The sequence below is a fragment of the Acinetobacter gerneri DSM 14967 = CIP 107464 = MTCC 9824 genome, assembly GCF_000368565.1.
In the GTDB taxonomy this organism is placed as follows: Bacteria; Pseudomonadota; Gammaproteobacteria; order Pseudomonadales; family Moraxellaceae; genus Acinetobacter; species Acinetobacter gerneri.
Genome location: NZ_KB849544.1, coordinates 505,929 through 520,950 on the forward strand (window position 1 = coordinate 505,929; position 15,022 = coordinate 520,950).

The window sequence follows — 15,022 nt, forward strand, 5'->3', positions numbered from 1 at the left end:
ATAACTACACATTGAAAAGATCAATAAAACCTATACATTTAACATGCTATTTAGCGTCTCAACCACATTTTTAGATTTCACTTCTGACTTGAGCCCCTCTAGCTGTGCTTTTACCGCGCTACGTTTAGGCTCAGCCAAAGTGTACCAACGCGTCAATACTTGCAACAAACGAGAACCTACGATCGGATTTTTTTCATCTAAATATTTTGCTAAATCAATAAAATGCTGAATACCAAAACCCCATGCATTGACTGGATTGGCATTGAGCCCACCACTCACTGAACGAATACGGTTTGGTGTACCTAGATCATAATCCACATGATTGGTTAAGTATTGAATTGTTTCAGGACCAGCATTTGGATGTGCAGCTTGCAACATAAACCATTGATCGAGTGATAAAGGTTCATCTTTAAAGCGATTATAGAAGTCTTGTAGCACTTCTTTCGCTTGTGGTGCGTCATTCCATACAAGTACGCGTAAAGCGCCTAAACGTTCAGACATATTGCCTGTTTCGTTGTATTGAGCTGTGGCCAAATCAAATGCTTCAGGATCACCTTGACGTGCCATCATGCTCAACATAATATTTTTCAGCGCACGCACACCCATCGCTTGAGAGAAATCTTTCTGAGCGACTGGATCAAGCGCAAGATAGGTCTCCTTACAAAAATCACCCAAGCCACGTGCAAGTGATTCAAGTAAAGTTTCACGTGCTTCATGTACTATTTCTGGCTGATAATTTTCATCGATTCGACTACCCAAATAACCCTCAGTAGGCACATCAAACAAACGTGAAGCCAACAATGGATCTTTGCTAATCACAAATGGTAAAGTTTGTTGGATCGCATCCAAATACACTTTTGCATCATGACCTTCGAGCAAAATACGCTCTAGCAAGGTCTGAGTCGCTTGCCATTGGTTAAAACCATTGGTTTCATATTTCAATAAAAATGCCAATTCTTCATCAGAATAGTTAAATTGCAAATTGACTGGTGCCGAGAAATTGCGAAGTAATGAAACCACAGGTTTTTCACTTACACCTGTAAACTCGATACTTGCCTCAGCTTGATCAAACAAATACACGCCATCTTTAACAGCATTTTCAAATAAACTTTCAGAATGAAGTGTATATTGCTCACCTGTTTTTGCATTAAACAAAGCAAGTGCAACTGGAATCGGTACTGCTTGTAAGTTTGGATATTTAGCATGCGCTTTCAAACTTTGTTTAAATGTCAAACGATAAGTTTGTGTCGCCTGATCATATTCACCTTGTGCTTCTAGCTTTGGTGTACCCGGTTGGTTATACCATTTTAAAAATGCTGATAAATCAACACCAGAACCCGCAGTCAATGCTGCAACCCAATCTTCAACTGTCACCGCTTGCCCATCATGACGGCGGAAATATTCATCCGTACCTTTACGGAATTTTTCCTTGCCGAGCAGTGTCGACATCATACGGTTAATTTCTGCACCTTTTTCATACACAGTTGCAGTATAGAAGTTATTAATTTCTACAAAATGATCTGGACGTGGTGGGTGTGATAACGGACCCGCATCTTCTGGAAATTGATGTGCTTTAAGTACAGCTACATCGTCGATACGTTGTACAGCAGCAGACTGTAAGTCTTCTGAAAATGATTGATCACGGAAAACAGTCAATCCTTCTTTTAAGCACAATTGGAACCAATCACGACATGTAATTCGGTTACCAGTCCAGTTATGGAAATATTCATGTGCAATTACTGACTGAACTCGCATAATCGCAGCATCAGTGGTGTATTCTTCATCGGCTAAAACACATGAGGTATTGAAAATATTTAAACCTTTATTTTCCATTGCCCCCATATTGAATTGACTTACAGCAACAATCATATAATTATCAAGATCATATGGTCGTCCGTAATGTTCCTCATCCCATTGCATAGAATGTTTTAATGCTTGCATAGCGATATGACATTTTGGAATGTCTTTTTCGATCGCATAAATTTCCAAAGCAACATTACGCCCTTCAGAAGTCACATAATGATCTTTTAAAACAGCCAAATCACCAATCACACAAGCAAATAAATAGCTTGGTTTTTTGGTTGGATCTTGCCAAATCGCATAATGACGACCATTTTCAGCCTCACCTGTTTCGAGCAAATTACCATTTGCCAATAAAACAGGATATTTTTTATCCGCTTCTACACGTGTAGTAAAGACTGACAAAACATCGGGACGATCTGGGTAATAGGTGATTTTACGGAAACCTTCAGGCTCATTTTGAGTCACATACAAATCACCAGCTTTATATAAACCTTCAAGCATGGTGTTGGTTTCAGGATGAATGACTACCGTTATTTCAAGCGTAACTGCATCTGGTGCATTGCTAATCACCAATTTTTCAGCATCAAGTTGATAATCCGCTTGAGATAAAGCTTGATCATTCAAGTGAATACTCTTTAATTCAAGATCACGCCCGAGCAAAACCAAATCACCAACCGCTTGGCGTTTCATCAATAATTTAGATTTAACTTGGGTATGATCATCAAAAACAGAAATATCTAAATCAATAGATAGCACTTCAAAAGTTGGTTTTTGATAATCTTTTAAATAAACGGTTTGATCTGCTTCGACCACTGGATTTGCCGCGATATTCATAGAAAGTCCTGATTTAAAGTCTATGCTAGACAGTTATTTATAGTGATTCATGACTTTGATTTTCTATCAGAGATAGCATCAATAACATTGATCATACGTCAACTTCGAGCAACTGTCCGTACTGTTCGTTTAGAAAATGTAATGGGGATTGTTGAGTGACTTTTCAATTGATTATTTAATCTGACTTGATGAATTGACTACAAAACAAGCTTTTTTAATATGCTATTTTAAACATCACGCCAAACATCTATATGGCTTAGCATCTTTTATAAACTTCAAATAAAATACTTCACAAAAAAATTAGGCAAATTTATGAATAAATCTATAACTTTTCTGCTTTTTATCGCAAGTCTTTGTGCGCAAAACAGTTTTGCAGACTATCGTCAAGCATATCTATGCTTAGCTTCTGGGGAAACCAAAAATATCTTGATGACCACACTCGATGAAAAAAATGCAGCAATCGACTTTAACCCTTTGATGTATTATCCGTATTTAAAAGAGATTGAAATATCAAGTGGTGGCGGTGTAGGGTTTGGAGATGAGCATACTGACATGGTCATGAATGATAATTATGATGAAATTGTCAATGGAAAAATCACAGGACAATATCAAACCGTTTCACGTAATCATCGGATTGTTTCGGTCATCTATTTTAATAAACGAAACAATAAAACTATCAGCTTTTCCACTCCTTTAACGGCAAAGCAAAAAGCTGAAATCAACTCAAAACTAAAAAGCACTGATTACTATTGCAAATAAAATGCTTCAGGCAGCTACACACAAGCTGCCTAACTCTAAAATTATTTCAAAGCATTATTCTTATAGAATTCATCAATAATATTCACCATATCATCCAATCCGGGTTGCTCAAGCGGATAATGCCCTGCATTTTTTAAAAGTCTTATTTCTACTGGAACTTGAGTGATTCGATTTAGAAATAGTGTACTCAAACTTAATGGTGTCCAATGATCATTTTCAGGTTGAGTCAAAAGAACAGGACAAATATTAAAATCTTCAGGCTGTACCTCAGGTTTATAGTTTAGATAGGAGTGTAAAAATGCCACTGAAACAGAATTGCCTGCTGACGTTTTATCTTTAAGAAAAACCTTTAACGCTTCAGGCTGATTGACCAATGCATCCATTTTACTCACCATTTTCATGGGAATATTCATACGTTTAAATGGCGTATGTGCTCCAATTCCTGCAAAAAATCCACCGACTTGTGCCATAAAGGGGCTGGTTGAAACCGCATTTTTGACTTGCTTAGACTCTGTATCTAAAAAAGTCATACCAACGATTGCTTTTACTTTTTTTATTTTTTGATGCCACATGATATGTCAGCATTCCCCCTGCACTTAAGCCATATAAAACAATCGGACGATCATCTTTGGCAAGTTCAGCATCAATCAAATCACTCCCCGCTTGCACCCAGTCTTCGTAGCGAATCGTCTGCGTAGCTGCAACTTGTGTCAGCCCATAGCCTGGCATATCAACTGCGATTGTTTCATAATCTTTCTCAGCCAAAGGATGCCCTAAAATGAGTGACATTTGCCGACCATTTGTCCCAACACCATGAAATAAAATGACTTTTATTTTCGCATGAGGATTGCGGTAGGTATCAAGATGCAGTTTATTACCATTCCAATCCCACCATTCTTCAGTGGGGACATTGGTTGAATTTAAACGATATTTTTCAGGTAAAAATTGTTGTATTTCCTGCCACACATTTTGTTCTGTATAACTTGTCATTTGGTTATCCTTTGCATCAACACATGGAGTTAAAATCATAAAAACAAGCATTGAAAAAAATCTGGTTAAATGTGCCATAAGCCCCCTCCTAACTGATTTCCCTCTTGCTTATGTAGCTTGGAGAAATTTATAAAATATCGAGGTCCATCTACACTACTGATTTCTACTTGTTTTGGAATTGGCACTTTTTTCAAACATGACTATTTTTCAGCCAAAAATAAGCTGTAAATATGAAAGAAAATGACCGCTCAAGTATTGTAGAGTGGCTTTGTGTATAATCACTTTAAACATCACATAAGTTTAAGATTTTTATGCTGCTACAAATTCTTCGCAAACAACTCGATGAAAGTACCTTCTGCCCGCTTTGTCAGGCGAGTATGTATTTGGTTGAGGCAGAAGAGTTTGAACAAGAACTCGAATTTTATGAATGTAGCCACTGCCATCATCAAGTTTTTCAAAACAATCAACGCAGCTGCCAATGTGAAAACTGCACTAGTAAGCGTAAAAAATTGATCAAAGAAGCGCGCTTAGAAGAAAAGCGACATTTCAAAGCAAAAGAACAATATGAGCTTAGCCTCGATCAGTTAAGTTTTTTACACAAGTTATTTTTATTGAGCCTTTTGGATAATCAAGTCCAAGAAGGTCAGCAATTTGAAGAATTTATTGATTGGGAAAAAATAAAATACCATCACATAACACCTAATTATTATTTTCAAAGTCAATTGATTAATCAATTGATTAAGGACAATGTTTTAATTTCGAAAAGCTTTTCAGATCAAGCCTCTCAGTTTTATATCAATGTTCGATTGGATGGATATTCAGAACCGAGTCTATTTAGTATTACCTATCAACTGCGTCAATGGTTTTATGAAAACTTAAGTATGGGGATCCCATTCAAAAGTTCTGATGAAGTTAAAAATGTATTATATGTGGTTCTTTATCAAGAAATTGTCCAGTTCACACAGCATTATTGCCGTACTTGGGGCATTCAAATATCAGGCAATAAAGGTTTTCAAAGTTTTTGTTACCAATTACTTGATTCATTGGCAGTCGGTCAGATCTATTATCTCATCCAAACTGCTCTTGAATATCTCTATCAAAAAAAAGCACTGCAAATCCGTAATGAGAACTTTATCAATACCAATATTTTAAAGAAAACGTTACAACAATATCGTGAACGTACTTTAGCTGAAAAATGGGAAACTTCAACCTTACCAAGACCGCCTAATATTCCTCTCAGCAAAATGAGTGAAATTCTTTTTTTCCGCTTTTTAGGTTACGATGAAAGTATCTTTTTCCAACCAGTTTGGCGCGCTTGGAAAAAAATCGAACCTCGTCTGAGTTTCTATTCGGTGAAACGTTGTATGTACTGTGGTTCAAATGAACTCGATGTAGATTATGATGCTGAAAGCTATGTCAGTCTATTTTGTCGCAACTGTAAACACCAAGATCACTATTTTACCAAGTAAGGGATAGCATGAATTATCCAGCAAATTTCAATCAAGAAACTGATGAATTACTCAGTCAAACGGGTACATTACTTGAAAAAGTTATCGAGGCTTGGACTGAGTTGCAAAGCAAACAACCTCTGGTACAGTGCATCACCAATAGTGTTGCAAGCAATTATGCCGCCAACGTTCTACTCGCTTGTGGCGCATCGCCTGCCATGATTGATAACCCATTTGAAGCCAGAACTTTCGCTGAGATTTGTGGAGCTTTGAGTATCAATGTGGGCACACCAACATCTGAGCAGATGCAAGCGATGAGCATTGCTGCACAAACTGTCACTGAAAAAAATACACCTTGGGTGCTTGACCCAGTCGGCTATGGTCCATTTTTACAATGGCGTAGTGAAAAAGTGGATGAATTACTGAGCTTTAACCCAACCATTATCCGAGGGAATGCCTCTGAAATCAGTATTCTAGCAGGTAATCAAGTCCAATCCAAAGGCGTAGATAGCACTTTGGAAAGCCATGAAGTGTATCAACAAGCAGAAAGTTTATTGGCATACGCTGAATGTATCGCCATTTCAGGTGAATCTGACTTTATTTTATCCAGACCGTTAAATGGCGTGATTAAGATCAATGGAGGAAGTTTTTTACAACCGAAAATCACAGCAACAGGTTGTGCTTTAGGTGCATTGATTGCTGCATATAGTGCCGTCTCTCCCCCAACAATTGCGACTGTAGCAGCACATGTCCATTTTGCAGTCGCAGGTAAATTGGCTTATAAAAAAGCACAAAGTGTTGGTAGTTTTAATGTCGCTTTTCTTGATTATTTATATGAAATGAATAGTGAATTATTGATTAAAAATGCTGATATTGAGTTCATAACTGATGATAGACAGTAACATCAAAATATCTTTTGTTTCTCGATAAAATTGGAACATCTTTTTTAAGTGCATAACACCAGTTATTCAAATGATATTTTCATACAATGCCCAAGTTCTCTCGGCATTGTATTTCAATAAACAAGCGACTGATACAATCTATTTTTTATCCTTCAATAACAAATATATATCTGTTATCAATTCGTGTTCATTAACTTCATGAACGAAATTTAAATAATGAAAATAAATTGGAAAATCTCCTATTTCATAATTTTGTTCAGGCAACCATTTTCTAAATACGAGTACAGAGTCTTTAAGTTGGTCATGACTACCAAAATGCCGAACAACCGCATATTTTCCAGCAGGTAGGCTGGCAGTACTTACACCAAACTCATTTTCTGGTACTTCTTGATCAATTTGACCCGCAATATCAAAAACAAAATGTCCTGCAGATGTCAACTCTGGGTCCGAGTAAGGGATACCGTAAGTATGACTCGTTTTAATCGGCGATAAGCCTGTCGTTTTGCGCCATTCAATAAACTTCGCAGCCGTTTCATAGACACGTTCTGGCGCGCCATGATGCCGGATATAAGCAATTTTTTCACTTGATTTTTCAACTATATTTACAATCATATTCTTCTCAATTTTCGGCAAAATAAAATTAAACTGCTGATGCCAAAATTGCCAGTCAGGTTCCTCCCGAAAGGTACTTGGCGTTTGATCAAAGCAACGCTTAAACGCACGTGTAAAAGCTTCTGGACTCTCAAATCCTGCTTGAAAAGCAATATCAATAATCTTTCGATCCAAATCAAAAGCCAATTGAAATGATGCCCTTTTTAAACGACAAATTTGAATGTACTTTGCGAGTGTAATTCCCGTATAACTGGAAAAAATTCGATGAAAATGAAATTTTGATAAATGTGCTATTTCACACAATAAATCAATATTTAGTTCATCATCTAAATGCAATTGAATATAGTCACTCACCGCTTTTATTTTATATTCAATGTTCATATAAGCTCTGCGTTGCTTGATAAGGTTATTATCCTTCGGTATATTTTTTTCGTCTTGACCGAGATTGCTTTTTTATTTTATTACAAGAGCTAGCGAACCAGCTCTTGATGATGCCATCAGATTAGAAACGAATTGACACTTTACGATAGTCTTGTAGTGGCATTTCCGTCAATTCTACACATAATTGGATTTCCACATCTTTTGCTTGATAAGCTTTAAAGGCTGTTAATGCATCACTCAAAGCATCTGCAATTTGCTTTTTCTCTGCTGCATTACGCCCTGTTAATATATAAATATGCACGTGAATATATGCTTGTGCATCCTCACCAAAACCGATTAAAAAATCATGATTTTCTCGGATTCGTGATTTAATATTTTTAGGATAATCAACTAAGCCGGTAGCAAATAATGCTTGATTTAAATCAAGCAGCAGCTGTTGTTTTTGTAAATTTCGAATATTATCTGAATATTCTACGATCATTTGTGGCATGCGATTTTACCTAGATATTAAATAAAAAATATTATTCAAGAATAACTGAAGCAACCATGCTATTGATTACTAAATCAAGATTTTCATAACAATCGTGCATTTCATATTCAAAATCAATGCTTATCTTTGCAAGCACTGTCAAATAACCACTACGGCTTTCTATAAATTCGATCTGATGCAAATCAACTGGATTGTGTACACCATCCAAAGTGAAACAGCCATTGAAATCTTGACATTGTTCTTCATCAAATTTTAACTTAAGCCGAACTAAATCTTTCAAATTTGATGATGGCAATTGTAAGCCTTCAAAACTTATACTCGAATTGACCAGTTCTTTATTTAAAATAAATGGATTCAATTGGAAACTTAGCCCATATAAATCATCAGATTTTGACAATACTGCTAAATTTGCCTGAATTAATTTTTTAGGAAATTGATCCATCTATTTCATTTTCTCTATTCAATAAACAATAAAGCTAAACGTACCTGATCATATCCCATACGTGGACTAGTTGACTCAACGATCGGACGTAACTTAATTGCTCCATCTTCACTGAAATGGCTCGGATCTTGGCGCTTTTTCAATTTTTTATAAATTTTTCGGATTTGCTCAACCACTTCCTCACCCGGACTTGCAATTGAAATATCCAAACCTTGCTCTTTGTGTAAACGTGCCAAATGATTGATAATTGTAGCTGGGGTTAAGCCTCTCTCTACCGCAATATCTTGAATTTCATAACCATTTTCAAATAATTCACGTGTTTCATCCAATGTTGCAGAACCAAAATTGGATTTGCCCGCATTACGTGCGATTTTCTTTTCATTACGTTCAATTTCTGTGGCATTTAAAGTTCCACCACAATGTCGAATAAAGGCATTATGCTGCACAGTTAAATCTTGATCGGCAAAATGTGCTTCAGCTTCAGTCGATAGTTCTTGAAAACGTCTGTCTGCTTTAATCGCAAGTGAATCGAGTTCAAGCGCTTGATCATTAAAACCTAACAATCTTAAGCCTTCCAATGAACGTAAGCGCGAAAGCGCAACATAGCCCTGACCTTTTTCAAAAGTATGGCTGAGATTGATTTCAGCGGCTTCAAGCGTCATCCCTTGTGATTTATGAATCGTAATCGCCCAAGCCAAACGCAATGGAACTTGTTGAAAGCTCGCAATGGTTTTCCCGGCTTCATTATCTACAGACCACGTCTCAGGTTCTACGACCAATACAGTGCCATCAGTCAATTTAACTTTCGGTAAAATCCCAAATTCATCATCTTCTTCAAAGCCGATGATCTCACCCAAACTACCGTTGATATAGCCCACATCAAAATTATTTTTGACAAACATCACTTTGGCATTTTTTTTGAGATTTAATTCTTCAGGCGCACGTACTGACGATTTTAAAGTTTCGATCAGTTTTTCATTTCCATCACACACGGCAGCAAATTTATGCTCATGTCCATCAATCGCATTTAAATGTTGAAAATTAATATTATCTACGTCCATATTATGCGTATATAAACGTGTGAATGTTTCACCAATATCTTGATGACGTGTACCCTTTAAAGCTGCGATATGACTTGCTTGAATATTTTGAGCACGAATGGCATTTAAAATACCGTTCAATGCCGAATCATCTTGACGATGTTGTTCAGTCAAATAACACACACGGAATTTTGCTTCGACCCAAGCATTTGACATAAAACAAAACTTATCACGGTTTTTTTCTTCATTTTTTCCGACTGGAGGAAGCTGAAAAAAATCTCCCGATGCAATGACTTGAATGCCACCAAATGCTTCATCAGATTCTTTGAAAAACTTTAAAACCTGATTGACCAGATTAAGTTGTCTAGCATGTAACATCGAAATTTCATCAATAATCAAAACTTGGGCATTTTCCAAATGCTCTTTTAAATATTTGCGTTCTTTCATACGCTTAAGTTCATCTTCAGATAAAGCATCTTTAATGCCTATCCCAGCCCAAGTATGAATGGTCATCCCATTCATATGCGTAGCTGCAATACCTGTCGAAGCCGTGATCGCAACAGGAACTTTTCGCGCTTTTAGATAATTAATATATTGATTAATCGTATACGTTTTACCTGCACCTGCTGAGCCTGTTAAAAAGACATTTTCACCAGATTTCATCAATTTCAGGGCAGTTTCTTGTTTCATATATAAATAAAATGGTCAGTTTATAAAATCACTGCATAGCTTAACGACTTTAACGAAAAAGGGGAAATACAAATCGTTTGTTTTTTTAAAAATTGTTCAAAATCAATAAATAAATTGATCATTTTTTTGGTAGGTATTTCGTAGGTATAAAAATTCTACTGATCTTTAGATACTCAAAGCACAGGTAATAATACCTATTCTAAAATAAATGATGGTAGAAGGAATCGACCCATGGCTTTTAAAAATCTTGCAGACCAAACAAATGGCTTTTATATCCCTTGCGTATCGCTTTTCGGTCCTGGTTGTGCCAAAGAAGTTGGCGCGAAAGCACAGAATTTAGGTGCAAAAAAAGCATTAATCGTAACAGATGCTGGCTTATTTAAATTTGGGGTTGCTGACATTATTGTTGGTTATTTAAAAGATGCTGGCGTTGACAGTCACGTGTTCCCTGGTGCTGAACCAAACCCGACTGATATCAACGTATTAAATGGCGTGCAAGCATATAACGATAATGGTTGTGATTTTATCGTTTCACTTGGTGGTGGTTCATCACATGACTGCGCTAAAGGTATTGGTTTAGTGACTGCTGGTGGCGGTAATATCCGTGACTACGAAGGCATTGACAAGAGTTCTGTACCAATGACTCCGCTTATTGCGATCAATACAACTGCGGGTACTGCTTCAGAAATGACACGTTTCTGTATCATTACCAATACAGATACACACGTTAAAATGGCGATTGTAGACTGGCGTTGTACTCCGCTTGTAGCGATTGATGATCCTAAACTGATGATTGCAAAGCCTGCAGCATTAACCGCAGCTACAGGTATGGATGCATTGACTCACGCAGTTGAAGCTTATGTTTCTACAGCAGCAAACCCGATTACCGATGCATGTGCTGAAAAAGCAATTAGCATGATCAGTGAATGGTTAAGCTCTGCAGTTGCAAATGGCGAAAACATCGAAGCTCGTGATGCAATGGCTTATGCACAATATCTTGCAGGTATGGCATTTAACAACGCATCTCTCGGCTATGTTCATGCAATGGCACACCAATTAGGTGGTTTCTATAACTTGCCACACGGCGTTTGTAATGCAATCTTACTTCCGCACGTATGTGAGTTTAACCTCATCGCATGTCCAGATCGCTTTGCAAAAATTGCTCAACTCATGGGTGTTGACACAACAGGCATGACAGTAACTGAAGCAGGCTACGAAGCAATTGCTGCAATCCGTGAATTATCTGCGTCTATCGGTATCCCTTCAGGTTTAACTGAGCTTGGTGTGAAAGCAGCTGATCATGCTGTAATGACATCGAATGCACAAAAAGATGCTTGTATGTTGACTAACCCACGTAAAGCAACAGATGCACAAGTGATTGCGATTTTTGAAGCTGCAATGTAATTCATGTAAGTCTTAATAGAAAGAGTCACAATTGTGGCTCTTTTTTTTATTGCTTAAATTCACAAATACAGAAGAATGTGCTTTAGAGCTTTGATAAAAATATTTACAGTTTTCAACGTTATTTCTTCTCTAACTCGTTTATAAACGTTAAATCAGCTTGAGGATTTATAAATGAAAAATATTGTCATCACAGGGGCAAATGCGGGAATTGGATTTGAAACAGCACAGTCGCTCGTCTCTGCTGGTCATCGGGTTATCCTTGCATGTCGAAATCTAGAAAAAGCAAATCAAGCAAAAATACAGTTAGATGCTATAGGCAAAGAACCAGTTGAAATCATTCAACTTGATCTTAATAGCCTGCAACAAGTCACACAAGCAGCACACGAACTGATTAATCGCCTCGACCACATCGATGTCCTCATCAACAATGCAGGCTTGATTAACACTCAACTAGAAGCAACTGAGGATGGATTTGAAAAGCATTTTGGTGTCAATTATTTAGGACATTTTTTGTGGACAATGAAACTATTACCACTACTGAAAAATGCTGAACAAGGACGTATTATTCATCTTTCTTCGATTGCCCATTTGGGTGGAACGATCAATCCAAATAAATTTAAAGCAGAAAATATCAAACATTTTCATACGTTCCCTTATTATGCCAACAGCAAACTTGCCAATTTACTGTTTAGTCACCATTTGGCTCGACTACTTGAAGGCACAAATGTAACGAGCAATGCCCTACACCCAGGCGTAGTTGACTCTGAACTTTATCGCCAGCTACCCAAATATCAATATATGTTTGTTTCTTTAGTACTTATTCCGCCATCGAAGCCTACTAAACTGATTTGCGAAATGGCTTTAGATTCAAAATGGGCAAATAAAAATGGACAATATGCCAGTGTGCAAACACCCGCTTTCCAATCATCGAAAGCAAAAAATACTGCTCTCGCCCAAACATTATTTGATACAACACAGAAGCTACTAAACTCGTATTTATAATCGCAATTTGACCGGTAAGATCTTGGACGAATTTGCATAATGCGCATCATGTTTTATATAAAAATCACGTTTTTTTAGAGTAAAGAATATGAATAATCAACATTCTGACTATTTCCCAGACATTTTAGGTGCTGAATATCAGCAAATGACTTTAAATTTCCCTGACGATTATGAGGGAAAAGTCACGGCAACTTTAGTCCGAAAAAAATCTGCGACAACTACTCAAAAAGCTGTGCTTTATATCCATGGTTTTATTGATTATTTTTTTCAAACAGAAATGGCTGAACAGTTTAATCAACAAGGTTTTGATTTTTATGCATTAGATTTACGAAAATACGGTCGCTCTCATCTAGCACATCAAAAATTTTATAATGTGCGCGACATCAATGAATATGAAGCTGAAATTCATACAGCCCTCGATATTATTGCCCATGAAGGTCATGACCGTGTTTTGCTTGCGGGACATTCTACTGGTGGATTGATTACAACCCTGTTTGCAGCACATTATCCCAACCACCCATTAATCAAAGGCTTATGGGTAAATAGTCCATTTTATGACTTCAATATGAATTTACTGACCAAAAAGCTCGCACTTCCCCAAATCAGCCATGTTGGTAAAGTTTTTCCTAAATTGAGTTTTCCCGGTGGATTAAATAAATGGTATGTTCCTAGTTTGCATCATGATTTTTATGGTGAATGGGATTTCAATCTAGCGTGGAAACCCAAAGATTATCCTTTCGTTTCACTCAGTTTTATTCATGCAATTGTTGAGGCGCAAAAAGAAATTCACCAAGGTGTAGTTTTGACGATCCCAGCGTTAGTTATGCATTCGAGTCAGACTAAATCACCTAAAAAATGGTGTGAAGATGCAAGCTCCAGTGACATTATTTTAAATGTGAAAGATATTGCTAAATATGCAAAAAAAATTGATGGTGATGTCACCATTAACCCAATTCAAAATGGCTTACACGATTTAGTTTTATCTGCTAAAGATGTTCGACATAACGTTTATCAAAATCTGTTTGACTGGTTAAATCGTAAATTTTAAGACAATGCCCAAAGCCCCAACTGGGGCCATTGAGGATATATAGATACAGCAAATCACTTGAAATTAAAACCAACAAATGATTACGCTTTAAGCTCATTTATAGATTTATCATGTGAATTATTTGATTTTATACGGTTGTAAAATATGAAAATTAACTTTACAAAAATAGCGATTGTCGGAGTAGCGCTTGCAACATTTGTAACTTTTGCAAAAGCTGAAAATAAATCGAATAACTCTATACAACCTGTACAACAAATTGATCTACAAAAGTATTTAGGTCAATGGTATGAGGTCGCCCGTAAGCCTTTATATTTCCAAAAAGTTTGTGATCATAATGTCACTGCGAATTACTCACTAAAAGAAAATGGCAATATAAAAGTCGATAATCGATGTTTTGATAAAAACGATAAATTGAAACAATCGATTGGTGAGGCTTATGTAAAAAATGCACCGCAAAACTCTATTTTAAAAGTGAGTTTTCTGCCAAGTGCAATTCGTTGGATTCCTATCGGTCGCGGGGATTACTGGATATTAAAAATTGATGAAAACTATCAAACCGCACTTGTGGGTAGCCCAAATAAGAAATATTTATGGGTACTCAGTCGTGATGCTCATCCTGATCAATCTATCGTCAATGAATATTTAGATTATGCAAAGTCACTCGGATATAATCTTGATGATTTGATTACAACAACACAAAAGTAAGACGATTTAAAAGTTAGCCGTTTCAAAAACACGACATCGCAAAATGATAAAAGCCCTCTTTTAGTGAGAGCTTTAGGTTTATTACAAAAACAGCATTTTATAACTTTTCAACCAACACACGATCAACTTGTTTCAAACCTGAATGTTTCTCGTGATTTTTACGACGAATTTTGATGACTTTATCTTCTTGCAAGTCTTGCAACATCAGCTCAACTGCCATCATCGATTCTAGAGGTAGATCAGGGCCAATCCACTTTTGTTCGCCCGCATCCATGAGAATAATTTCATCATTAATTTGATCATAAAGGCTCATATTTTCCTCACTTATGGTATGTGTTTCACCATATTTCATGCATACAGAATGAATGGCACAACTATATACCTTTTATTCAAAATCGCCAGTGAAATTTGGTTAAACGTCGATCAATTTTACACAATAAAAAAACGCCCCGAATGGAGCGTTTTTTCGGTT

At 36.7% G+C, this 15,022-nt stretch carries 15 protein-coding genes; 7 read left to right on the plus strand and 8 right to left on the minus strand.

Annotated features, from left to right (window positions below; all coding sequences use genetic code 11):
* Window positions 1–30 precede the first annotated feature (30 nt).
* The gene (pepN, locus tag F960_RS13645) at window positions 31–2,637 is read right to left on the minus strand and encodes an aminopeptidase N (protein WP_004866111.1); all 2,607 of its coding nucleotides are present in this window, start codon (window positions 2,635–2,637) and stop codon (window positions 31–33) included.
* Between the two features lie 312 nt (window positions 2,638–2,949).
* Here pepN and F960_RS13650 point away from each other — a divergent pair, with 312 nt between their 5' ends.
* Window positions 2,950–3,396: a hypothetical protein gene (locus tag F960_RS13650; RefSeq protein ID WP_004866115.1), complete on the plus strand. Its 447-nt coding sequence runs from the start codon at window positions 2,950–2,952 to the stop codon at window positions 3,394–3,396.
* Window positions 3,397–3,437: 41 nt separating this feature from the next.
* On the opposite strand, the gene F960_RS23225 is transcribed toward F960_RS13650, so the two are convergent.
* Window positions 3,438–3,926: an alpha/beta fold hydrolase gene (locus F960_RS23225; RefSeq protein ID WP_004866117.1), complete on the minus strand. Its 489-nt coding sequence runs from the start codon at window positions 3,924–3,926 to the stop codon at window positions 3,438–3,440.
* A complete protein-coding gene (locus tag F960_RS23230; RefSeq protein WP_020846710.1) occupies window positions 3,901–4,386 on the minus strand; it encodes an alpha/beta hydrolase in 486 nt (161 codons plus the stop codon). Before F960_RS23230 ends, F960_RS23225 begins: the two co-directional genes overlap by 26 nt.
* A 311-nt stretch (window positions 4,387–4,697) precedes the next feature.
* On the opposite strand from F960_RS23230, the gene F960_RS13660 reads away from it, so the two are divergent.
* Both F960_RS13660 and thiM read left to right on the plus strand, forming a co-directional pair.
* Entirely contained in the window at window positions 4,698–5,855 is a 1,158-nt protein-coding gene (locus F960_RS13660) for a hypothetical protein (protein WP_004866123.1), read from the plus strand.
* 8 nt (window positions 5,856–5,863) lie between these two features.
* Entirely contained in the window at window positions 5,864–6,736 is an 873-nt protein-coding gene (gene thiM / locus F960_RS13665; protein ID WP_004866126.1) for a hydroxyethylthiazole kinase, read from the plus strand.
* A gap of 138 nt (window positions 6,737–6,874) precedes the next feature.
* Here thiM and F960_RS13670 read toward each other — a convergent pair whose 3' ends face one another.
* The 4 genes from F960_RS13670 to F960_RS13685 form a co-directional block, all read right to left on the minus strand.
* Entirely contained in the window at window positions 6,875–7,729 is an 855-nt protein-coding gene (locus tag F960_RS13670) for an AraC family transcriptional regulator (RefSeq protein WP_004866130.1), read from the minus strand.
* Window positions 7,730–7,850: 121 nt separating this feature from the next.
* Entirely contained in the window at window positions 7,851–8,219 is a 369-nt protein-coding gene (locus F960_RS13675) for a 5-carboxymethyl-2-hydroxymuconate Delta-isomerase (protein WP_004866132.1), read from the minus strand.
* 31 nt (window positions 8,220–8,250) lie between these two features.
* Window positions 8,251–8,661 carry a hypothetical protein gene (locus F960_RS23020; protein WP_004866136.1) on the minus strand — a complete coding sequence of 137 codons (411 nt, stop codon included), beginning with the start codon at window positions 8,659–8,661 and terminating at the stop codon, window positions 8,251–8,253.
* Between the two features lie 14 nt (window positions 8,662–8,675).
* Window positions 8,676–10,391 carry a DEAD/DEAH box helicase gene (locus tag F960_RS13685; protein WP_004866140.1) on the minus strand — a complete coding sequence of 572 codons (1,716 nt, stop codon included), beginning with the start codon at window positions 10,389–10,391 and terminating at the stop codon, window positions 8,676–8,678.
* Between the two features lie 231 nt (window positions 10,392–10,622).
* On the opposite strand from F960_RS13685, the gene mdh reads away from it, so the two are divergent.
* From mdh to F960_RS13705, 4 genes are all read left to right on the plus strand, one after another.
* On the plus strand, window positions 10,623–11,795 hold the full coding sequence (gene mdh, locus F960_RS13690) for an iron-dependent methanol dehydrogenase (RefSeq protein WP_004866143.1): 1,173 nt from the start codon (window positions 10,623–10,625) through the stop codon (window positions 11,793–11,795).
* A 171-nt stretch (window positions 11,796–11,966) separates the two neighbouring features.
* Window positions 11,967–12,797 carry an SDR family NAD(P)-dependent oxidoreductase gene (locus F960_RS13695; protein ID WP_004866147.1) on the plus strand — a complete coding sequence of 277 codons (831 nt, stop codon included), beginning with the start codon at window positions 11,967–11,969 and terminating at the stop codon, window positions 12,795–12,797.
* An 88-nt stretch (window positions 12,798–12,885) separates the two neighbouring features.
* Window positions 12,886–13,845: an alpha/beta hydrolase gene (locus F960_RS13700; protein WP_004866151.1), complete on the plus strand. Its 960-nt coding sequence runs from the start codon at window positions 12,886–12,888 to the stop codon at window positions 13,843–13,845.
* Between the two features lie 144 nt (window positions 13,846–13,989).
* On the plus strand, window positions 13,990–14,550 hold the full coding sequence (locus F960_RS13705; protein WP_004866154.1) for a lipocalin family protein: 561 nt from the start codon (window positions 13,990–13,992) through the stop codon (window positions 14,548–14,550).
* A gap of 97 nt (window positions 14,551–14,647) precedes the next feature.
* On the opposite strand, the gene F960_RS13710 is transcribed toward F960_RS13705, so the two are convergent.
* Window positions 14,648–14,863, minus strand: a complete 216-nt coding sequence (locus F960_RS13710; protein ID WP_004866157.1) for a hypothetical protein — start codon at window positions 14,861–14,863, stop codon at window positions 14,648–14,650.
* Between the last annotated feature and the right edge of the window lie 159 nt (window positions 14,864–15,022).

Coding starts and splice junctions, on each gene's coding strand:
- pepN (WP_004866111.1), bottom strand. CDS start 2,637: ATGAATATCGCGGCAAATCCAGTGGTCGAAGCAGATCAAACCGTTTAT.
- F960_RS13650 (WP_004866115.1), top strand. CDS start 2,950: ATGAATAAATCTATAACTTTTCTGCTTTTTATCGCAAGTCTTTGTGCG.
- F960_RS23225 (WP_004866117.1), bottom strand. CDS start 3,926: ATGACTTTTTTAGATACAGAGTCTAAGCAAGTCAAAAATGCGGTTTCA.
- F960_RS23230 (WP_020846710.1), bottom strand. CDS start 4,386: ATGACAAGTTATACAGAACAAAATGTGTGGCAGGAAATACAACAATTT.
- F960_RS13660 (WP_004866123.1), top strand. CDS start 4,698: ATGCTGCTACAAATTCTTCGCAAACAACTCGATGAAAGTACCTTCTGC.
- thiM (WP_004866126.1), top strand. CDS start 5,864: ATGAATTATCCAGCAAATTTCAATCAAGAAACTGATGAATTACTCAGT.
- F960_RS13670 (WP_004866130.1), bottom strand. CDS start 7,729: ATGAACATTGAATATAAAATAAAAGCGGTGAGTGACTATATTCAATTG.
- F960_RS13675 (WP_004866132.1), bottom strand. CDS start 8,219: ATGCCACAAATGATCGTAGAATATTCAGATAATATTCGAAATTTACAA.
- F960_RS23020 (WP_004866136.1), bottom strand. CDS start 8,661: ATGGATCAATTTCCTAAAAAATTAATTCAGGCAAATTTAGCAGTATTG.
- F960_RS13685 (WP_004866140.1), bottom strand. CDS start 10,391: ATGAAACAAGAAACTGCCCTGAAATTGATGAAATCTGGTGAAAATGTC.
- mdh (WP_004866143.1), top strand. CDS start 10,623: ATGGCTTTTAAAAATCTTGCAGACCAAACAAATGGCTTTTATATCCCT.
- F960_RS13695 (WP_004866147.1), top strand. CDS start 11,967: ATGAAAAATATTGTCATCACAGGGGCAAATGCGGGAATTGGATTTGAA.
- F960_RS13700 (WP_004866151.1), top strand. CDS start 12,886: ATGAATAATCAACATTCTGACTATTTCCCAGACATTTTAGGTGCTGAA.
- F960_RS13705 (WP_004866154.1), top strand. CDS start 13,990: ATGAAAATTAACTTTACAAAAATAGCGATTGTCGGAGTAGCGCTTGCA.
- F960_RS13710 (WP_004866157.1), bottom strand. CDS start 14,863: ATGAGCCTTTATGATCAAATTAATGATGAAATTATTCTCATGGATGCG.